This is a genomic window from Streptomyces nanshensis, assembly GCF_001751255.1.
GTDB classification, from domain to species: domain Bacteria; phylum Actinomycetota; class Actinomycetes; order Streptomycetales; family Streptomycetaceae; genus Streptomyces; species Streptomyces nanshensis_A.
This window is the reverse complement of record NZ_LJGW01000143.1, coordinates 12,295-32,441: the sequence shown is the minus strand read 5'-3', so window position 1 is coordinate 32,441 and position 20,147 is coordinate 12,295. Positions and strand designations below refer to the sequence as shown.

The following is a 20,147-nucleotide window of genomic DNA, read 5'->3' as shown; positions in this document are numbered from 1 at the left end:
GGCTAACACCGACCGGCAGGCGGCCGCCACTCCCGCCTGATCAACCCGAACACCCATGAGTCGGAGACCTCGCCGTTCACGATGCAGTCTTCCCGCAGCGTTCCTTCGCGTACGAATCCGATCTTCTCCAGGACGCGGGCGGACGCCGCGTTGCGCGTATCGGTCTCGGCCTGAATCCGGTTCAGGTCGAGTGTGTCGAATGCCCACGTCAGCAGGGTGTGCGCGGCCTCCGTCGCGTAGCCGTGGCCCCACATCGCCTCGGCGAGGCAGTAGCCCAACGACGCGCTGCGGTAGTCCGGGTTCCATCCGGTCAGACCGCACCAGCCGACGAAGGCCCCGTCAGAAACACGGTCGACGGCCACCCGCGCCCCCGTCCCTTCGTCCGCCATCGTCCGGCACTTCGCGATGAAGCGCTCGGCGCGCGCCGGTTCGTTCCACGGCGGGGAGTCCCAGTAGCGCAGCACGTAGGCGTCGCTGTGCAGTGCGAAGAGGGGAGCCGCATCCGCGTCGGTGAAGGGCCGCAGCCGCAGGCGGGCGGTGTGCAGTACGGGGGTGGCCAACGTCATGTGTGCCATCTTGCCTCGTCACGAGGGCGGTCGGAGCGCCCAACGCCCGGTCCGAGCCCGGGCGTTGGAGGTCGCTCGTACATCCGCGTAACGCGCGGTCACGCCCGGGGAGGCGGCACGGTTCCGGAGTGGTCGTGGTCGCTCGGGGCCGTCTCGGAGGTGACCTGGTAGGACAGCAGTTCCTGGAAGAGGCCCGGCCGGTGGGCGAGTTCGGGGTAGGTGCCGTCCTGGACGATGCGTCCTTCGTCGAGGACGACGATCCGGTCGGCGACGGCCAGGTTGGTGATCCGGTGGGTCACCAGCAGCACCACCCGCTCCCGTGCGAGGTCCCGCAGCCGCTGGAAGATCCGGTACTCGGCCTTGGGGTCGAGGTTGGCGGTCGGCTCGTCGAGGACCAGGAGTCCGGCCTCGCGGAAGAACGCCCGCGCCAGAGCGACGCGTTGCCACTGTCCGCCGCTCAGCTCCTCCCCGCCCAGCCACTCCCGGGCGAGCAACGTGTCCAGCCCGGCGGCGAGTCGGGCGACGACTTCGTCCGCGCCGGCGGCCTCGCAGGCTTCGTACGCGGCCGTGTCCCCGCGCGGGGAGGGCTGGCCGAGCGTGATGTTCTCCCGCACGGTCAGCGGCCAGCGTGCGTAGTCCTGCGGTACGAGGGCCACTTGCTTCCACAGTGCGTGCGGCTCGGCGTCGTGCGTGGCGGTCCCGTCCCACAGCACGTGTCCCCGGGTGGGGAGGTACAGGCCGCTGACGATCTTCGACAGCGTGCTCTTGCCGGAGCCGTTGAAGCCCACCAGCGCGGTGACTTCACCGCGGTTCAGCGTGAGGGAGACGTCGGTCAGCGCGTCCCGCTCCTTGCCCGCGTAGCGGTGGGAGAGGGACGCGATCTCGATCGTCTTCGGCGGCCCGGGGCGGTGGGTGCCGCGGCGCATGCGGAACCCGCCGGTGCGTTCGAGGAAGTTGGTCCAGTCGTCCATGTACAGGCCGGTGCGTACGGCCCGGGAACCGACGGCCACGAGGCCGCGGACGGACTGGCCCGCGGTCTGCAGGGCGAAGACCGCCGCGCCCGCGCGTCCGACGCTGATCCGGCCGGTCGCCAGCAGCCACACCACCGCCGCCCACACGATCGCCGAGCCCAACCCTCCGCATACCGCGCCGAGCAGCGAGAACCGGGCCCCCTGGTCGGCGGCGGCCCGGTCCTCCCGGTTGATCCGGGCGACCGTGCGTCGGTACCGGCCGGAGAGGAAGGAGGCCATGGTGCCGGCGCGGATCTGGTCGGCGGCGTCCCGGGTGTAGATGTGCCAGCGCAGCACCGCGAGCATCCGGTTGTCGCCGTTGCTGCGCAGGTTGGCCAGGTATCGCACCCGGGCGGCGCTGACCTGGGAGACGGCCTGCGGCAGGCTGGCGGCCACCAGCAGCGGCAGCAGCACCGGATGGACCCCGGCGAGGACGACGGCTCCGGCGAGGAAGCTGGCGGAGGAGGCGATGAGGTCCTGGCCCTCGTCGATCAGGTCTCCGGTGACCTGCGCGCCGCGGTCGGCGGCCTCCCGGTCGCGGTTGAAGTCCGGTTCGTCGTAGGCGGCCAACTCCACAGCGGTGCAGCCGTCGAGGAGCATCTGCTCGGCCTCGCGCGTCATCAGCGGACCCAGCCGCGACGAGAGCCAGTTCACCGTGATCCCCATCACCGCCCGCGCGGCGGCGGCGCCCGCGAGCAGCGCGACGGACGGCCACGCGTGCAGCAGCCGGTCCAGGACGTCTCCGCTGGCGAGCAGGGCGGTCAGCGTGCCGCTGATCGCCAGCAGTCCCATCGCCTGTGTGATGCCGGCGACCGTCTGGCAGGCGAGGAGCCCCGCGGTGGCGGGCCGGTCCACCCGCCAGGCCAGAGCCAGGGACCGGCGGACCAACAGGGGCAGGCGGCGTGCCATGTCGACCAGCCGGATCGACCTGCCGGCCGCTTCGCGGCTCCCCGTCAGGTCCACGAACCGCATCTGCGAGCTGTCGGAGTCCTCGTCGCCGACGGTGTCACCCGTGGCCTGCCGGGGCACCGTCGGCTTCTCCTCCGGCGAATCGGCAAGTCCGGTACGGGGACCGGGAGTTCGGTGGTGTGCGGCCGGTTCGTCGGGCGAACTGTGGCCGCTGCGTGCTCCGTTGCCGGTGCTGTCGGATCCCTCGGCCTTGTTCATGCCGACCACGTCCCGCGGAACGCAGAGCCGGGGACGGCGTCAACACCGCGCCGCCTGGCCGGGGTTGGCGGCACACCATGAGGGGGTCGTTCGATTTCAGCCGGGACGGACGTGTGAGTACGTGCGGGCGCCAAGGAGTCCTCCGTACGGATGGGCGGTGGGTACAGACGCTCTAGAAACGGCCCCGCGACGGGCTCGGTAACGGGTCTTCAGCGGACAGGTGTTCTGTTGCGCGAGTCGGGCCCCTCGTAGAGCCGCGGCCGTGGGCGCGGGTCATTCGAACGGTGTCCAGTCACCCTGGCGAGGGATTGCGCATGGCGGTTTCCGGGGGCGCCGGGTGCCTTGGTGCAACGGACCAGACGGCGGGGACGGACAGCGGCGCGCGCCTTCGGCGCCCGCTCTGCCGTCTCCACATGGAAGTGCGATTACTGCACTCACGATGCCCGGTTCAGCAGCCGTGGAGGGCAACTCCAGGGGCGCGGAACGTGAGTTGCGCTGCCGCTGTGCCCACTTCCCGTACGTCCGGGGGGTGTTGGGCCGTGCGACGGGGCATAGTGGGCGGTGTGTCTGTGTATCAGGTCTCGTGTCCGGGGAGGACGCTCATCCTCGATGAGGAGCAACCCCTGCTCGAGGGCGGCGGTTTCGAGCCCGAGCCGGCTCTGTGGTGTGTGCTGGAGAGCGGCCATGCCGGGTTGCATCACACGCTCGCGCAAGGCTTGCAGGGAGGCGAGGGCGTACCGCCTGTCTCGTTGTGGCTGCGCTGGGCGGAGGGCGCCGAGTTCGACTCGCGGCGGGAGATCCTGCCCCTCTCGCCCTGTCCGGTCCGGTTCCTCGCGGGGACCCTGCAGGAGGACGCGTGCGGTCTGCCGGAGGCACACGCCGGCCGGCACGGCTTCGAGTTCGGCCCACCGATCAGCGAGGCCGACACCACGCCCTACTGGTTGCTGTGACAGCCCCGGCCGACGCGTCCCGGGCAGGACGTGCCCGTCCGTATGCCCGCCCGGACATGGTGCTCTCCGCCCCGTACGGAACCGGCCGGTTGCTCCGCTGAGAACGGTTGGTTCGGCACACGGAGCGTGGCGGCCGGGGCCAGGTCGACCGGCTGATCGTCGACGAACACGCGCTGCGCTGCGGGGAGTTGCACGTGGTGCGACCAAGAGCGCTCCTTCGTCACAGCCATCCCCACCTGTGCGTGGACGCATGTGACGCGACGTGCTCGAGCCGGGTCAGGAGACGACGTCCTTGCGGGCGAACCCCCGGAAGGCCAGGGCGAACAGCACCAGGGCGAACGCCACCGAGACGGAGGTGCCCTTGAGCATTCCCGTCCATTCCAGCTCGGGCTGTATCGCATCCGCCCACGCGTACTGCCAGTGCGCGGGAAGGAACTCCCGCCAGGAGCCCAGTGCTTCGACCGCGTCCAGCAGATTGCCGACGATGGTCAGCCCGACCGCTCCGCCGACCGCGCCCAGCGGCGCGTCCGTGACGGTGGAGAGCCAGAACGCCAGCCCCGCCGTGACCAGTTGGGAGACGAAGACGAACGCGACGGCGAGGGCGAGCCTGAACACGGCGTCGGTGGCGGGGATCGAGCTGCCCGTCGGGCTCCGCAGCGGGTCCCATCCGTACGCGACGGTGCCCACCGCCAGCGAGAGCAGCGGAAGCAGCACGATCGCGGCCAGGCTGAAGGTCAGCGCCACCCGGAGCTTGCTCCACAGCAGCCGTGCGCGCGGCACGGGCGCGGCGAGCAGATAGCGCAGCGAGGACCAGCCCGCCTCCGAGGCGACGGTGTCCCCGAAAAACAGCGCCACGGGGATGACCAGCAGGAAGCCCGCGGAGAGGAAGAGCGCCGATGTGGCGAAGTTCAGCCCGGAGACCGTGGCGGTGTCCACCAGGTTGATGCGCTGTTCACGGCCGGCGCCGCCACCGCCACCGCCGCCGTCGTCGCCCCCGATCGCGAAGGCGACGACCAGGACGAAGGGCAGCACGGCGAGGATCACCGCCACCACGGCCGTACGACGGCGCCGCAGTTGCCGGACCGCCTCCACCCGGAAGGGCAGGGTGCGGCCCGCGCGGTAGCCGGACGCGGTTTCCAGCGGGGCGGTCACGAGGTCTCTCCTTCGATCAGGGTGAGGAAGGCGTCCTCCAGGCGGCGGTGCGGGCCCAGGCCGTTCACGGGGATCTCCATCCCGACGAGTTCCGCGAGCAGTCGGGCGGGGGTCGCGCCCTCCAGCCGTACGAGCAGGCCGTCGTCGGTCCGTACGGCGGAGCCGACGCCCGGCAGTCCGGCCACCTTCCCCAGCACGGCGTCCGGGACGGGCGGGCCGTCGACGCCGACGAGCAGCGTCTCGCCGGAGCCGGTGATCTCCGTGACCGTGCCCGACCGCACGAGCCGCCCGCGGTCCATGACGACGAGGTGGGTGCAGGTCTGCTCGACCTCGGCCAGGAGGTGGGAGGAGACGATCACGGTGCGGCCCTGCGCGGCGTACCGGATCATGACCTCGCGCATCTCGCGGATCTGCGGGGGATCGAGGCCGTTGGTGGGCTCGTCGAGGATCAGCAGATCGGGCAGGCCGAGCATGGCCTGGGCGATGGCGAGCCGCTGCCGCATGCCCTGCGAGTACGTGCGCACCGCGCGGTGCAGCGCGTCGCCGAGCCCGGCGATCTCCAGCGCCTCCCCGAGGTGGGCGTCCTCCGCGGGACGGCCCGTCGCGGCCCAGTACAGCTCCAGGTTGGCCCGCCCGGACAGATGCGGGAGGAAGCCGGCGCCCTCGACGAACGCGCCCACCCGGGAGAGCACCGGCGCACCGGGCCGCACGGCGTGCCCGTAGATCCGGATCTCGCCCTCGTCGGGCGTGACCAGGCCCATCAGCATGCGGAGGGCGGTGGTCTTGCCCGCGCCGTTCGGGCCCAGCAGACCGAGCACCTGGCCCTGCTCGGCGCGGAAGCTCAGGTCGCGTACGGCGTAGCGGTCGGCGGAGGTGTCGTAGCGTTTCGTCAGCCCGGTGATGTGCAGCGGTACGTCGGCCAGTTCGGGGTCGGGAGCGGGGGCCGGGGCGCGGCGCCTGCCGGTCACCAGCAGGACGGCGGCGAGCGCGCCGGCGAGGGGGAGGGCCCAGACCCACGCGGGCAGCGGGGCGGTCTCGGTGGTGACACCGCGAGCGGTGGGGACGCTCAGGCCGCCCTTCACCGAGGCGGTGTACGAGGCCGGTTCGGCCGGAGACGCATAGCCGAGGTCGGTGGCGGCGAGGACGAGCCGCAGCCGGTGGCCCGCTTCGACTTCGTGGTCCACGGCGGGCAGGCGGAGTCGCACGGTCCGGCCCTTCCCGGCGTCGGCGATCCGGACGGGGGCGACGAGTTGGGAGGGCAGGGTCTGCTTGCCGTCCGGCCCGACGTCGTAGACCTTCGCGAAGAGCACGGCGTCGTCGGCCCCTTGGGACTTCACGTGGGACTTCACGCGCACCGTGGCGGTGGGGGAGCCGGTGATGTGCAGCGGGTTCTTCAGGGGCCGGGAGTCGAAACGGGCGTGCTGGCCGGGGAAGTCGACGTTCAGCCCGCCGACGCCGAGCGAGGACAACTGGGAGAGTCCGCCGCCGAGTCCGCCGCCCAGACCGGGGACGGCGGAGATCGAGGGCGGCCCCGCGCCCGGCGGGTTCTCGAAGGGCCTCTCCGCGGTGTCGAGGGCGACGGTGCGGGCGCCGCTGCTCAGCCCGGGATAGGTCTCGCCGACGGCGCCCCGGCTGCGGACCGTGCCGTCCGTGGAGTCCACCCCTCCGGACTTGGTGACGCGGAAGGCCGGTCCCGTGTCCGCACCCTTGTCGCCCTTCAGATAGCGGTCGAACCAGGCCGTCGTACGGGCGTCGAGGCGGGAGGTCTCCAGGTCTCCGCCGTCGTGTCCGCCCGCGAACCAGTCGACGGAGACGGGCGCCCCGTTGGCCCGGATCGCCTTGGCCATGGCGTCCGCCTGGCCCAGCGGGAAGAGGGAGTCGGCCTGCCCCTGGGCGATCAGCGTGGGCACCTTGATCCGGTCCCCGACGGCGGACGGGCTGCGGGCCTCCAGCAGTTCACGGGCGTCGTCGTCCGGCTCGCCGCTCACCGCCACCCGCTCGTACATCTCGCACAGCTCCGCCTCGAAGCGCCCGCAGCCGCCGCCGGGAGAGCCGGAGCCGAAGAAGACCCCGGACCACAGCTTCTTGAAGACGCCGTCCGGGAACAGCGCGTCGGCCAGGTTCCAGTACGTCATCCGCGGCGCGATGGCGTCGACCCGGGCGTCGTGCCCGGCCGCGAGGAGCGCGACCGCTCCGCCGTAGGAGGCTCCGGCCACCCCGACCCGCGGGTCGCCGGCCGCGTCGAGGCGCACCTCCGGGCGCCGGGACAGCCAGTCGATCAGGCGGGAGACGTCCGCGACTTCGCGGTCCGGGTCGTTGATGCCTATCCGCCCCGTGGAGTCGCCGAAGCCGCGCGCCGACCAGGTCAGTACGGCGTATCCCTCACGGGCCAGGCTCTGCGCCTGCGCGCGCACGTCGTCCTTGCGTCCGCCGAAACCGTGACCGAGCAGCACGGCGGGACGCTTCGCGGACGGGGAGCCCGAGGTGAAGTACGAGGCGTCGATCCGCGCGTCCGGCACGTCGAAGGTGCGGTCGGCCTGCCGGACCGGCGGCTGTCCGCCGGACGCCACCGCGCTCCACGTGCCCGCACCGGCGAGCGTGACGAGGACGGCGGCACCGACGAGCAACCGTCTCCAGCCGCGATGCGCCTTCCCGCGCGGCCCGGCTGACGGCGCCGACGGCCGGAACAGGCGCGTCACACGGCTCTTTCGCAGCTCCATCCTCGAACCCTAGAAGGACAGACCGCCGGTATCCGGGGGCCTCCAGGTGGATTCCGGCTCCGCTCCCGGGCGTACGTGCACGGTGCTGGCGTACAACCGACGCGGTATGCCGACGCTGCGATCGGCGACGCCCAGGTTGAAACAGCACGCCCTCCCGCGTGGCCGGGAGCGCGCCCGTCGCTTCGAGGGAACCGGATGCGCACCACCGGCCCTCGTTCAGGCCCGGGTGTAGCCGCCGTCGGCGAAGAGTTCAGCGCCGGTGACGAACGACGAGGCGTCCGAAGCCAGGAAGCCCGGTGCCGCTGGTCGACGAGCCGGCCGTCGGGTTCCCGTTCCGGGCGAGGAGTTTCGCCGGCCGCGGCATCAGTGGAGCACGAGTAACTCTCGGTGCTCGCCGGTGAGTTCATGACGGCGGGCTGCTCCACCGTGATCCAGCGCCGGACGATTCTTGGAGACGGAGCTCATGCCGCCCACCCGCTCGATCCTTCCACCGGGCGCCGGTACGACGCGCCGCCCGAGCCCCACGTCCGTACGTACGCCGTGCCCGATCTAGTGTCGACACTTGGTCGATAAGGGGGCGGACGGCCGAACTCGCCGCCGCCTGCTTTCCCTGCCGGCTGCGCGGTGCGGCAGGGCGCGAAGTCGGCCGCCCCGGAGTGGGGTGTGCTGCTCGGCGTCGGCGATCACGTGCTTCGTGTGCACGTCCTGACGTGTTCAAGCGCAGGAAGAGTGGGGTGTGGAGGGCGGCGTGGAGAGGTGCTTCCTCAGAGTTTCAGGTGGTGGTCCCGAGGTGCCGGCCGGGGCGGCGGAAACAACGCGGACAAGTGGTTGCAGCTCTATGGACATCGAGCAGCGCCGCTGATTGAATCCTAGTGTCGACACTTCGTGGACAGGGCAAGACGGGTGGCTGTGGCCGGACCGCTTCCCCATCCAGTCCGGTCGGCCGCCACGCCGGTAGGACCGGCTTCCCTCCCGAAGGAGGCTCCGTGAATCAACCCGCTCAGAAACTGCTCGTCGGCGACGTGACGCTCGGGTACCGGTCGGCACGCACCGATTCGTTCTCCCTCGCGTGCGACGGGCTCTCGTTCGATGTCGCCGAAGGTGAATTCGTCGCGATCGTGGGTCCCAGCGGCTGCGGGAAGACCTCCTTCCTCAGCGCTGTCGCCGGTCTGCTGCCGGTGACCTCGGGGCGGCTGGAGCTCAACGGGGAGCAGATACTCGGGCCTTCGCCCGACCGCTCACTCGTCTTCCAGCAGGCGTCCCTCTTCCCGTGGCGGACGGTGGAGGCCAACATCGCGTTCGGTCTCAAGGCACAGCAGCGGCTCGACAAGAAGGGCAAGGACCGGGTCGCGGGGCTCGTGGAGCTGGTCGGGCTTTCCGGCAAGGAGGGAAAGTACCCGCGCGAGCTCTCCGGCGGCATGGGGCAGCGCGTCAATCTGGCTCGCGCCCTCGCGACCGATCCGGACCTCCTCCTGCTGGACGAGCCCTTCTCCGCGCTCGACGCGCAGACCAGGGAGGTCATGCAGGAGGAGCTGACCCGGATCTGGCAGGCCGACAGGACCGGCAAGGGCAAGACCGCCGTCTTCGTCACCCATGACGTGCCGGAGGCCGTGTTCCTCGCGGACCGGGTGGTCGTGTTCTCCGACGGGCCCGCCCGTCTGCTCGAAGTCGTGGAAGTCGACCTGGCGCGACCGCGTGACGCCGCCGTCAAGCGGTCCGCCGAATTCCAGGCGATCAGTGACTACATCCTGCGGCTCGTGATGAGCCGGTCCCAACCAGGCCGAAGGGCGAGTGACCATGACAGCCACACAACTGTCGCCGGGTAGTGTCCGGCCGCCGGTGCGCACGGCCGGGCCGCGTCCGCGCCGTACGTCGGGCCGCCATCTCAATCTGGTCCTCGGGGTCGTGGGACTCGCGGTGGTGCTGGGCGCATGGCAGCTCTGCGCGGTCACCGGCATCGTCGACCCCAACTTCAGCAGCTCGCCGTCCGGTGCCTTCCTGGCCCTGATCGAATCGGTCGGTTCGGGGGCGATCTGGGCGCCGCTCGGTTCGACGCTCTCCATCGTCGCGCTCGGCATGGCGATCTCGGTCGTCGCCGGCATCCCCGCCGGGCTGCTCATCGGGCGCAACAAATACCTTCACGGCCTGACGGATCCGCTGATCAGCATCATGTACTCGGTTCCGTATGTGGTCTTCCTGCCGATGCTCATCTTCTGGTTCGGCATAGAGATGAACGCGCGCCTGGTGATCGTGGTGTGGAGCTCGCTGTTCCCGCTGCTGATCAATGTCATCGCCGGCTCCCGCAATCTGGATCCCGCCTACACACAGGTCTCCCGCGTCTACTGCGCGTCCCGCCTGTACACGCTCAGGGCCGTCGCGTTCCCCGCGACGCTGCCGTACATCCTGGCCGGCATACGGCAGGCCGTCGGCCGCGCGCTGATCGGGGCGATCGTCGCCGAGCTCTTCATGGGCTCCTCGGGACTCGGCTACCAAGTGCAGTTGCAGACCTCGAACTTCGCGATGGACGAGGCGATGGCGTCCATCGCCGTCATCGCCGTGGTCGCCATCGTCCTCACGCGGGGCGTCGGTCACCTGGAGCGCCGGTTCACCTTCTGGTCGGCCTCCGACTGAGCCGCCGACAGCAGCCACCGGCCGAGTCACACGACAGTACGACAGCACGCGTCACACGACAGCAAAGGACTCCCGTCAATGCGTAAGCGCATCACCAGAAGGCTGTGCGTACCCCTGGGCGCCATGCTGACGCTGACCGTGTCCGGCTGCGCGGTGTCGAGCTCCGCGTCGGTCCATCCGTCCAGCATGAAGATGACGATCGGCTACACCGCCATCGGCGCGGCCTATTCGGACCTGTACATATGCCAGGACAAAGGGATCTTCAAGAAGAACGGTCTGGACGTCGAGATCACTCTCCTCAACAGCTCCTCGCAGCTTGTGGCGGCGCTCGTCAGCGACAGCGTCCAGGTCGGCGTGGGAGCCACCACGGCGACGGCGGCCGGGGCGATGAATCTCAAGGGCGTCGATCTGCGGTACGTCGCACTGCCGATCAACCGCTACTACATGGAGATGTGGGGACGGAAGTCCGTGAAGCCGGGCGACGGCCTCAAGGGCAAGAAGATCGGGCTCAGTTCACCCGGCTCGCTGGGCGACGCGGCCGTGGACGCGCTGATCAAGAAGTACGGCTGGTCCGACGGGGACGTGGAGAAGGTCTTCCTGAAGTCCACGCCCGCCGAGGTGTCCGCCCTCGAGAACGGCGCGGTCGACTCCATCGTGACCCAGCCGCCTACGGGCACCAAGACGCGGCAGAAGGGCTTCAAGAAGGTCATGGACTTCACGTCCCTGCCCGCCGCGGCCAACGCCTACACGGTCAAGTCGGACTATCTCTCCACCAACCGCAAGGCCGTCGCCGCCTTCATCAAGTCCGAGACGGAGTGCCTGGCGATGCTGCACAACGACCGCGAGGCGGCGCTGGCCAGCATCATGAAGCACAGCGGCGTCGACGACAGGAAGCTCGCCGAGTACTCGTACGACTTCTTCAGTCCGCTGTGGGCCAGGAATCCCAGGGTCGATCCGAAGCTCGTCGAGGACGCCTTCAGCGTCACCGCGGACAAGGGCATCGGGACGATGCCGGACGACACCCGGGGGTTCATCGACAACTCCTACGTCGACAAGCTGCGCGATTCCGGCTACATCGACTCCCTCTCCCGTCACGACGCGAAGGGTGAGTGACGTGGGGGCACTTGACGACGTGGACGACCTGCGAGGCTGGCTGGCGCTCGCCGAGAAGCTCGGCGAGGTCAGAAGCATCCACGGCGCCCATTGGGACAAGGAGATCGGCGCCGCTTCCGAGGCCAACTACAAGAGCGCCGCGCCACCCGCGCTGGTCTTCGACGACATCGTCGGCTATCCGCCGGGGATGCGCGTCCTCACCGCCTCCATGAGCAACGCCCGCCGCCTCGGCATGACGCTCCGGCTCGGTACGGATCTCGACGACCGGGCCCTGATCGAGGCGCTGCGCAGCAAGCCCGGGGAGTGGGGGGCGAACGCCTCGCGCTATACCGTGAACGAGGTGGAGACGGGCCCGGTCAAGGAGCACGTGATCGGACCCGAGAACGCCGACCTGCTGGCATTCCCCGTGCCCCAGTGGCACGAGGCGGACGGCGGGCGGTACATCGGCACCGGGTGCGCTGTGTTCACCACCGATCCGGAGACGGGCGTGCTCAACGCGGGCGCGTACCGCATGCAGGTGCAGAACGGCGGCCGTGCCGCGAGCGTCAACATCGAGGCGGGCAAGCACGGCGCCGCCCATGTGCGGGAGTGGTTCGCCCGGGAGGGCAGGGCGCCCGTGACGGCGTCGTTCGGCCACGACCCGCTTCTGCTCGTCGTCGCCGGCACGGAGGTGCCCGCGGGGGTCTCGGAGCTGGAGTACGCGGGCGCCGTGCGCGGCAGGCCCGTCGACGTCATTAGGGGCGAGGTCACCGGGCTGCCCCTTCCCGCCACCGCCGAGATCGCCGTCGAGGGATGGCTCTATCCCGAACGGCGGGAGCAGGAGGGCCCGTTCGGCGAGTGGACCGGCTACTACAGCGGCGGCACGGAACCGGTCCTGACGATGGACATCGAGCGGATCTACCACCGGAACGATCCGGTCCAACTGGGCGCGCCCCCCGGAAAGCCGCCGCACGACTACTCGTACATGCGCAGTGTCATGAAGTCCGCGATGATCCAGGACGCGCTGATCCAGTCGGGTCTCCCAGGCGTCGAGGGTGTGTGGGCCCACGAGGCCGGCGGAGGGCGCCAGTTGCTCGCTGTCGCCGTCCAGCAGCGGTACGCGGGTCATGCCAGGCAGGTCGGCTATCTGGCGGCGCAGATGCCGGCCGCCGCGTACATGAACAAGTTCGTGGTCGTCGTGGACGCGGACGTCAACCCGCGAAGCCTGAACGACGTCGTGTGGGCGATGTGTACGCGGACGGACCCCGCCGAGGACATCGAGACCATGCGCCAGACGTGGGGCAGCCGCGTCGACCCGCTGCGCGAACAGGGCGTGCCGCCGTTCAACACCCGCGCCGTCATCGACGCGTGCCGGCCGTGGACCCGGCTCGAAGCGTTCCCCCGAGTCGCCGAGGCGAGCGAGGAACTGCTCGACCGTGTCACCAGGCGCTGGCCGGACGTACTGGGCGGCATGCGTTGAACGCCGTGCCGATCCGGTCCGAATACCCCACGATCGGAGACGCGGCCAGGCGGCACGAGGTGACGCGGATGCTGAACCGGGGCATCGCGGGCTCCGGCATCGCCGACGAGATAGCCGTCGCCGTCGCCGCGGAGATCATCGAGGGCAGGCTCGCTCCCGGTGACGACCTCAACTCCGTTGAGCTGGCGCGGACGTTCAGCAGCAGCAGGACGCCGGTCAGGGAGGCGCTGCTGATACTGGAGCGCGAAGGGTTCGTCCAGATCACCGCCCGTCGCAGGCCCCGGGTCGCGCGGCTGCTGCTCAGCGAGGTCAGGGAGCTGTACAACCTGCGCGCCGAGTTGTACGCGATCGTCAGCAACTGCGTGTGCCGGGTCGCCACGGAGGAGGACCTCGAACTGCTCCGTGAGCATCAGCGGAGCCTGGAGTCGGCGGCCGCCGACGACGACGTCGACCGCTACTTCTGGGTCAACGTGCACTACCGCAACACCGAGGCGGCCATAGCGAGGGACGCGACCCTGCGCCGGGTGCTGGACACACTCGGGCTCCGCGCCCTCCAGCTCCGCCACCTCAGCCTGTCGCTGCCGGGCAGGCTCACCCCTTCCGCGCAGGATCACGCGCGCCTGCTGCGCGCCTACGAGGACCGGGACGCCGGCCTGGCCTCGGCGCTCACCAAGTCCCTGGTCCGGGGCGGGCTCAGAGCCATCGAGAGGTCTGGCTGGACGGGGGAGGACTCGTGACGGCCGGGACGACCACGAGTGGCACCGCGCACACCGGCGGCGCAGGCGGAAGCACCCACGAGAACGAGGCGAGGAAGGCGATGTCCGTACCACTGCGGTTCCGGCTCAACGGCGAAGACATCGAGATGCAGGTCAAGGACGCCGGCGCACCACTGCTCGACGTGCTCCGGCACGATCTCGGCCTCACCGGCACCAAGTCGGGATGCGAGATCGGCTACTGCGGCGCGTGCACCGTCATCGTGGACGGTGAGGCCGTGCCGGCCTGCCTCCAGATGGCCGGCCTCCTCGAGGGCAGGGACGTGCGCACGATCGAGGACCTCGGCGGGCCCGGCGGACTCGACCCGGTGCAGCGCGCGTTCGTCGAAGAGGCGGGATTCCAGTGCGGCTTCTGCACACCGGGCCATGTCATGGCGCTGCGTGCGCTCCTCGACGAGGATCCGGCGCCCGACGAGGAACAGCTTCGTACCACCGTCGACGGCAACTACTGCCGCTGCACCGGCTATGTGAAGATCCTCGACTCGGCACGCCGGGCCGTCGCGCTCCAGGCCGGTGCCGCACAGGCCGCTGCCGCGGAAGCCGGTGCCGCAGATGCCGGTGCGGGTGACGTGGGGTCCGCCCCCGGACAGGAGCTGCGCTGATGTCCACGACCGAAGCCCCTCCGACCGGGCTCGACCTCGGCAGGGCCGTGCTGCCCCCGCTCATCGGCAGCGCGGTGGAGCGGATCGACGCCGTGGAGAAGGTGTCGGGTCGCGCTTCGTACGCTGCCGACACCCGGCTGCCCAGGATGCTCTACGGCGCGGTCCTGCGCTCCCCGCACCCGCACGCCCGCGTCCTGTCGGTCGACACCTCGCGCGCCGAACGGCTGCCCGGGGTGCACGCCGTCATCACGGGTGAGGACACGGCAAAGATCAAGTGGGGCGCGTTCCGGCCCGATCTGTATCCGCTGGCCGTCGACCGGGTCCGGTACGTGGGGGACGAGGTCGCCGCCGTCGCCGCCCGGGACCTGGAGACGGCGCGCCGCGCGTGCGAGCTGATCTCCGTCGCGTACGAGCCGCTGCCCGCCGTGCTCTCCCTGGACGAGGCGCTCGCCGACGGCGCGCCGCTCGTGCACGAGGACGCAGCGGGCAACGTGGCTCACGAGTTCTCCTTCGACCGCGGCGGCGCCGAGCAGTGGTTCGAGCGCAGCGACGTGGTCGTCGAGGGCGTCTGGCAGACCGCCCGCCAGTGGCACGGGTCCATCGAGACCATCGGCTGCACCGCCGAGTGGTCGCAGGACCGGGTCTCGATGTGGGTCAACACGCAGACGCCGTTCCTGGCCCGGCAGCGGTACGCGACGGCGCTCGGCCTGCCGCTGCGTGCCGTCCGTGTCGTACAGACCGAGATCGGCGGCGGATTCGGCGGCAAGTCGGGCGACGACAACACATCCGTGATCTGCGCGATTCTGGCCCGGAGGACGGGCAGGGCGGTGCAGATGGTGAACACCCGCGAGGAGGAGTTCCTCGCGAGCCGCCCCCGCATCCCGATGCGCTACCGCGTCAAGCTCGGCTTCACCGCGTCCGGCCTCGTCACCGCCAAGGACATCACGGTGATCGCCGACAACGGCGCCTACACCGGGAAGGCACAGGCGGTGCTCGGGGCGGCGACCGTACGGCACGACGCGCTCTTCAACTACCGTGCGGTGAAGGCGCATTCGCGGCTCGTGTACACGAATCTCGTGCCCACGGGCGCCTTCCGCGGCTTCGGCAACCCGTCGGCGGACTGGGCCGTCGGCCAGGCGTGGGACCTGGCGGCCGAGGAGCTCGGCATCGAGGTGCCCGACCTGTTCCTCCTCAACGCCGTGGAGACCGGCAGCGTCTCCCCGCACAACCACCGGATCACGAGCTGCGAGCTGAAGCAGTGCATCAGCAAGGCCGCCGAGGCGATCGACTGGCACGGCAAGCGCGCGAACCCGGCTCCCCACCGCGGCCTCGCGATGGGCGTCAGCGTCCATGTGTCGGGCCGCCGCAGCTTCGGCGACTACGACGGCAGCTCGGCGATCGTGCGACTCACGGAGGACGGACGCGCCTCGGTCATCGTCGGCGAGGGCGAGATCGGCACCGGCGCACGCACCACCCTCGCCCAGATCACCGCCGCCGAACTGGGCGTCGCCGTCGCCGACGTCTCCGTGTCCCGCCCCGACACCGACCTCACGACACACGCGCTGGGCGCGCTCGCCAGCCGCGTCACCTACGTCGCGGGCAACGCCGTGAAGCGCGCCGCCGAGCAGGCGTGCCGGCAGCTTCTCGAAGCGGCCGCACGCCAGTTGGGCAGGCCCGCCTCCCAACTGTGGGTCGCGGACGGCGTGATCCACGGTCCGGCCGATGCCGACGGGCAGGGCCCGGTGTCCTCACCGGTCGGCACCGTCGTACGGGCTGAGCTGTACCGGCCGAACGGACAACCCGTCGTCGGGGTGGGCTCGTTCGACAATCCCTCCGAGTTCCCCGACCAGTCCCGGTACGGAAACGAGTCCGGCGCCTACAACTTCGCCGCCGAGGCGGCCGAGGTGGAGGTCGATCCGGAGACCGGCGCCGTCACGGTCACGGAGCTGTCCGCCGTCGTCGACTGCGGCACGGTCCTCAACCCGCCCCTGGCCGAGGGCCAGGTGGAGGGCGGCATCGCTCAGGGCCTCGGCATGGCCCTCACCGAACGGTTCGCCTGGCGGAACGGCGCCCCGACCCGTCCCAACTATTCGGACTACAAACTCCCGACGGCCGGGCTCATGCCGCGGAAGATGCACATCGGATTCGCCGACTCCTACGAGCCGACGGGGCCTTTCGGCGCCAAGGGCGTCGGCGAGATCTCGCTCGACCCGGTTCCCTCGATCATCGCGAGCGCCGTCGCGGACGCGGTGGGCGTACGGGTCCAGGAGCTGCCCATCACGGCGGAGAAGGTGTTCTGGGGCATGCGCGAGGACACCGCTGGGTCCGCCGCGGCGGACCGTACCGACACGGCAGGGCCCGGCGGCGCGACGAGGGAACCGGCCGCCTCAGCCGACGAGAAGGAAGGCCGATGAGCACGCTCGCACCGGGGCCCGCCCCCGTGGACGCGCCCCGTCCACCCGTCTCCGTCGTCGTACCCCGCACCCTCGACGAGGCCCTGGCCCTGCTCGCGTCCGACGGCACCGCCGTACTCGGCGGCGGCGTCGGCCACACCCTCGCCCGGCACCACCGCACCCCCGTGCCCGGGACACTGGTCTCGGTCACCGGCCTGCCCGGCCTGTCCTCGATACGCCAGGAGGACGACCGGATCGTCGTCGGCGCGGGTACGACTCTCGCCTCGTGCGCGGCCAGTGACGCGCTCACGCGTGCCTGGCCCGTGGTCGCGGAGGCGTGCGGGGTCGTCGCCACCGGCCGTATCCGCAGACTCGTCACCATCGGTGGGAACATCGCCGCCCGCGACGACACGCACGACCCGCCCGTCGCACTCACCGCAGCCGGCGCCACCCTCCGCGTCCGCGGCGCGAACGGCACGCGGACACTCGCCGTGGACGGCCTCGCCGGACCGGACGGGCTCCGCCCCGGCGAGCTGATCGAAAGCGTCGTCCTGCCGCCGCGCGATCCGAAGCACGGCAGGACCGGTTCCGCGTACCGCAAGTTCCTCGCTCGCGGAGTGTGGGAGTACGCGTGCGTCCACGTCGCCGCCACCGTCACCCTGGCCGGCGACGGCTCGGCGGCCCGCCTGACGCTCGCCGTCGGTTCGGTCGAGGGCGGGCCCGTCGCGGTCGGCCTGAGCCCACTGCTCGGCCGGCCCGTCGACACCGGGCTCATCGACGAGGCGGCGCACACGGCGGCGGCCGAGACCCGGCCGTACGACGACGTGAAGGGATCGGCCGCGTACAAGACGCACATGATCGAGGAGTTCTCGCGCCGCGCGCTCACCGAGGCGGCCCACCGGGCCCGGAACACCGAGCACCGCCAGGAGGAAGACCGATGACGCGCACCATGGTCGACGGCGAGGCGCGCACGCGCGACGGCGTCCGCCTCTCGTACACACACATGCCCGCCTCCGAGGGCGCACCCCGGATCGCGTTCGTGCACAGCCTGGCTCTCGACAGGTCGCTGTGGTCACGCGTGATCCCGCTCCTCGCGGACGAGACCGAGATCCTCGTGTACGACTGCCGGGGCCACGGCCGCTCGGAACGGCCCGAAGGCCCGTACGACACCGGCCAGTTCGCCGACGACCTCGCCGGTCTCCTCGACCACCTCGGCTGGCGGGACGCCGTCGTCGCCGGGTGCTCGATGGGCGGCTGCGTCGCCCAGGCGTTCTCCGCACGTCATCGCGACCGTACCCGGGGGGCCCTGTTGATCGACACCACCGCCTGGTACGGGCCGACCGCGGCGGCCGACTGGGCCGACCGTGCCGCCAAGGCGCGGCGTGACGGGCTCGCCGCGTTGGTCCCTTTCCAGCTCACGCGCTGGTTCGGCGATGCGTTCCGCGAACGGGAGCCGGAGCTGATGGAGCGTCTGGCGGAGGTCTTCACCGGCAACGACATCCACGCCTACGAGGCGACGTGCGCCATGCTCGGCGCCGCCGACCTGCGGACGTCCCTGTCCGGGGCCACGCACCCGACGGCCGTCCTCGTCGGCGAGGACGACCGGGCCACACCGCCCGCCATGGCGCAGGAGCTCGCCGCTCTGACCGGCGCCGGCGCCGCGACCGTCGTACCCGGTACGCGCCACCTGACCCCGCTGGAGAACCCGGAAGCCGTCGTCGCCTCGCTGGAAGCGCTGACATGTCACGCGCCGGCTTCCGGCCCCGGAGCCGCCTCGTGACCGTCGTCGACGTCCACGCCCACCACGTGGGCACGCACGCCGTGGACCGTATCCGCGACGAGGGCGCGGCCCACGGGGTCCGGCTGGTCACCGCCGATACGGCCGGCGGGCCCGTCACCCGCGTCGAGGTCGGCGGCCGGCGCAGCGGGCTGCCGCTGATCCCGCCGCTCACCGATGTGACGGCGCGCCTGGAGTGGATGACGGCGGCCGGGATCGACACGCAACTCGTCGCCCCGTGGATGGACCTTGCCGGGTACGACCTGCCGCCCGAGGACGGCCTGTGGCTGGCCCGGGTGCAGAACGACTCCGCCGCCGCGCTGCGCGCCGCGTACCCCGACCGGTTCCGGATCGCGGCGGCCGTGCCGCTCCAGGCGCCGGAGTCCGCGGCCCGGGAGCTGCGCCGCGCCGTCACGGAGCTGGGGCACGAAGCCGTCCAGATCGGTGCCCGCGTGGGCGAACAGGGCCTGGACGAGCCGATGTTCGAGCCGTTCTGGCGGGCGGCGGAGGACCTCGACGTGCCGGTGATCGTGCACCCGGCGGAGCTTGAGGTGCCGGAACGGATGCGGCGGCTGTTCCTGCACATCCTGGTCGGCAACCCCTCGGAGACGACGTTCGCGGCGGCGGCACTGCTGCTCGGCGGCGTGCTGGAGGCCCATCCCCGGCTGCGGGTCCTCCTCGTGCACGGCGGCGGGTTCCTCCCGTACCAGATGGGGCGCCTCGACCGGGGCTTCACGGCGGCACCGCCCGGCGCCCGCGCGTCGGGCACGCTCAGCCCGCGCCGGCTGGCCGGCCGCCTGTACTTCGACACCGTCCTGCACGACGACGGCGCCCTGCGCCACCTCCTGGATTTCGCCGGACCGGGCCGGGTCGTGCTGGGCAGCGACTACCCCTTCCCGATGCGCGTCGACCGCCCGCTCCAGGCGCTGGACGCGCTGGAACCGGACGGGCCGGCGCGGGCCCGGATACTGAGTGCGGGGGAGCTGTTCGGGCAGGAGCCGACATGACGGGAGGCCCGGCGCTCCCGGCTCTCGCCGCGCGGTCAGCCGGCGGAGCCGGTCCAGCCCGAGCCCTCCACCGCCGCGAGACCACGCCGGACGATGGAGCGGTTGAGCGCCGCCGCGAGGTCCGCCTCGCGGTCCGTGTATGCCTTCAGCAGTCGTCGGTGGTCCTCGGCGGACGTCTGCATGCGGCCGGGCAACGACAGGCTGAGGTGGCGCAGTTGCAGCGTTCTGATCCCGATGGAGTCCAGGACGCCGCGCACCGTCTCGTTCGCCGCCAGCCGTGCCTCGGTGTTGCGGAAGCCGACGACCAGCCAGAAGAAGCGCTCGGGGTCACCGGCCTCCGCCGCGGCTTCCAGATCGGCCTGCGCCTCGTGCAGCTCGTCCAGCTGCCCGTCCGTGCAGTGCCGGACGATGCGTCTGCTGACCAGGCCGTACAGCTCGCCGCGCAGCTCGTACATCTCCCGGACCTCGTGGATGTCCATGCTGCGCACGCGGGGACGCTTACGGGCAGCGATCTCGACCAGACCCTCGCGCTCCAGAGCCGCGAGCGCCTCCCTGACCGGTGTGCGGCTGCTGCGGAACCGCCGTGCGAGATCGACGGAGTTGAGGTCGTCGCCGGGCTTCAGCCTGCCGTTGATGATCGAGGCACCGACGGAGACCAGGATCCGTGTGCCGACACCGCCCGGGTCCTCGGTCCGGCCCAGCACTCGCAGGATCTCGCGTTCACCCGGCGTCAGCCCCGGTCGGTCGAGGGCGCCCCGCGTCAGCGCGGCGTCCGCCCGCTCCTCGCCGTCCTCGCCGTCCTCGCCGGTCATCGGCGGCCACCACCC

The 20,147-nt window shown here is 71.4% G+C and carries 16 protein-coding genes; 11 read left to right on the top strand and 5 right to left on the bottom strand.

Going from position 1 to position 20,147, the window contains the following annotated elements; translation table 11 throughout:
• Positions 1–2: 2 nt before the first annotated feature.
• A complete protein-coding gene (locus AN218_RS08430; protein ID WP_070016167.1) occupies positions 3–566 on the bottom strand; it encodes a GNAT family N-acetyltransferase in 564 nt (187 codons plus the stop codon).
• A 98-nt stretch (positions 567–664) separates the two neighbouring features.
• Complete coding sequence (locus AN218_RS08425) at positions 665–2,548, bottom strand: ABC transporter ATP-binding protein (RefSeq protein ID WP_070016166.1); 1,884 nt, start codon at positions 2,546–2,548, stop codon at positions 665–667.
• 758 nt (positions 2,549–3,306) lie between these two features.
• Here AN218_RS08425 and AN218_RS08420 point away from each other — a divergent pair.
• Positions 3,307–3,693, top strand: a complete 387-nt coding sequence (locus AN218_RS08420) for a hypothetical protein (protein ID WP_070016135.1) — start codon at positions 3,307–3,309, stop codon at positions 3,691–3,693.
• A gap of 276 nt (positions 3,694–3,969) precedes the next feature.
• On the opposite strand, the gene AN218_RS08410 is transcribed toward AN218_RS08420, so the two are convergent.
• Both AN218_RS08410 and AN218_RS08405 read right to left on the bottom strand, forming a co-directional pair.
• Complete coding sequence (locus AN218_RS08410; RefSeq protein ID WP_070016133.1) at positions 3,970–4,845, bottom strand: ABC transporter permease; 876 nt, start codon at positions 4,843–4,845, stop codon at positions 3,970–3,972.
• Positions 4,842–7,565: an alpha/beta fold hydrolase gene (locus AN218_RS08405; RefSeq protein WP_079131940.1), complete on the bottom strand. Its 2,724-nt coding sequence runs from the start codon at positions 7,563–7,565 to the stop codon at positions 4,842–4,844. The genes AN218_RS08410 and AN218_RS08405 overlap by 4 nt, the downstream gene beginning before the upstream one ends.
• Positions 7,566–8,551: 986 nt before the next feature.
• Between AN218_RS08405 and AN218_RS08400 the strand changes: the two genes are divergently transcribed.
• The 10 genes from AN218_RS08400 (at position 8,552) to AN218_RS08355 (ending at position 19,320) form a co-directional block, all read left to right on the top strand.
• On the top strand, positions 8,552–9,391 hold the full coding sequence (locus AN218_RS08400; protein WP_070016132.1) for an ABC transporter ATP-binding protein: 840 nt from the start codon (positions 8,552–8,554) through the stop codon (positions 9,389–9,391).
• A complete protein-coding gene (locus AN218_RS08395) occupies positions 9,363–10,196 on the top strand; it encodes an ABC transporter permease (protein WP_079131939.1) in 834 nt (277 codons plus the stop codon). The genes AN218_RS08400 and AN218_RS08395 overlap by 29 nt, the downstream gene beginning before the upstream one ends.
• 78 nt (positions 10,197–10,274) lie before the next feature.
• The gene (locus AN218_RS08390) at positions 10,275–11,309 is read left to right on the top strand and encodes an ABC transporter substrate-binding protein (protein WP_070016130.1); all 1,035 of its coding nucleotides are present in this window, start codon (positions 10,275–10,277) and stop codon (positions 11,307–11,309) included.
• Between the two features lies 1 nt (position 11,310).
• Entirely contained in the window at positions 11,311–12,768 is a 1,458-nt protein-coding gene (locus tag AN218_RS08385; protein ID WP_070016129.1) for a UbiD family decarboxylase, read from the top strand.
• Between the two features lie 5 nt (positions 12,769–12,773).
• On the top strand, positions 12,774–13,505 hold the full coding sequence (locus tag AN218_RS08380) for a GntR family transcriptional regulator (protein ID WP_216311737.1): 732 nt from the start codon (positions 12,774–12,776) through the stop codon (positions 13,503–13,505).
• Positions 13,502–14,143 (top strand): (2Fe-2S)-binding protein, encoded by a 642-nt coding sequence (locus AN218_RS08375; RefSeq protein WP_070016128.1) that lies wholly within the window; start codon positions 13,502–13,504, stop codon positions 14,141–14,143. The genes AN218_RS08380 and AN218_RS08375 overlap by 4 nt, the downstream gene beginning before the upstream one ends.
• The gene (locus AN218_RS08370) at positions 14,143–16,557 is read left to right on the top strand and encodes a xanthine dehydrogenase family protein molybdopterin-binding subunit (protein ID WP_070016127.1); all 2,415 of its coding nucleotides are present in this window, start codon (positions 14,143–14,145) and stop codon (positions 16,555–16,557) included. Before AN218_RS08375 ends, AN218_RS08370 begins: the two co-directional genes overlap by 1 nt.
• Positions 16,554–17,477 (top strand): FAD binding domain-containing protein, encoded by a 924-nt coding sequence (locus AN218_RS08365; protein WP_070016126.1) that lies wholly within the window; start codon positions 16,554–16,556, stop codon positions 17,475–17,477. Before AN218_RS08370 ends, AN218_RS08365 begins: the two co-directional genes overlap by 4 nt.
• The gene (locus AN218_RS08360) at positions 17,474–18,316 is read left to right on the top strand and encodes an alpha/beta fold hydrolase (RefSeq protein WP_070016125.1); all 843 of its coding nucleotides are present in this window, start codon (positions 17,474–17,476) and stop codon (positions 18,314–18,316) included. Before AN218_RS08365 ends, AN218_RS08360 begins: the two co-directional genes overlap by 4 nt.
• Positions 18,313–19,320 (top strand): amidohydrolase family protein, encoded by a 1,008-nt coding sequence (locus AN218_RS08355; RefSeq protein ID WP_141747514.1) that lies wholly within the window; start codon positions 18,313–18,315, stop codon positions 19,318–19,320. The genes AN218_RS08360 and AN218_RS08355 overlap by 4 nt, the downstream gene beginning before the upstream one ends.
• Positions 19,321–19,355: 35 nt before the next feature.
• Here AN218_RS08355 and AN218_RS08350 read toward each other — a convergent pair whose 3' ends face one another.
• Positions 19,356–20,132, bottom strand: coding sequence for a GntR family transcriptional regulator (locus AN218_RS08350; RefSeq protein WP_107421398.1), 777 nt, complete (start codon positions 20,130–20,132; stop codon positions 19,356–19,358).
• Positions 20,133–20,147: the final 15 nt, after the last annotated feature.

What these genes read in the sequence shown, in the direction of transcription:
- AN218_RS08430 (WP_070016167.1), bottom strand. Translation starts at nt 566, where the DNA reads ATGACGTTGGCCACCCCCGTACTGCACACCGCCCGCCTGCGGCTGCGG.
- AN218_RS08425 (WP_070016166.1), bottom strand. Translation starts at nt 2,548, where the DNA reads ATGCGGTTCGTGGACCTGACGGGGAGCCGCGAAGCGGCCGGCAGGTCG.
- AN218_RS08405 (WP_079131940.1), bottom strand. Translation starts at nt 7,565, where the DNA reads ATGGAGCTGCGAAAGAGCCGTGTGACGCGCCTGTTCCGGCCGTCGGCG.
- AN218_RS08395 (WP_079131939.1), top strand. Translation starts at nt 9,363, where the DNA reads ATGACAGCCACACAACTGTCGCCGGGTAGTGTCCGGCCGCCGGTGCGC.
- AN218_RS08390 (WP_070016130.1), top strand. Translation starts at nt 10,275, where the DNA reads ATGCGTAAGCGCATCACCAGAAGGCTGTGCGTACCCCTGGGCGCCATG.
- AN218_RS08370 (WP_070016127.1), top strand. Translation starts at nt 14,143, where the DNA reads ATGTCCACGACCGAAGCCCCTCCGACCGGGCTCGACCTCGGCAGGGCC.
- AN218_RS08365 (WP_070016126.1), top strand. Translation starts at nt 16,554, where the DNA reads ATGAGCACGCTCGCACCGGGGCCCGCCCCCGTGGACGCGCCCCGTCCA.
- AN218_RS08360 (WP_070016125.1), top strand. Translation starts at nt 17,474, where the DNA reads ATGACGCGCACCATGGTCGACGGCGAGGCGCGCACGCGCGACGGCGTC.
- AN218_RS08350 (WP_107421398.1), bottom strand. Translation starts at nt 20,132, where the DNA reads ATGACCGGCGAGGACGGCGAGGACGGCGAGGAGCGGGCGGACGCCGCG.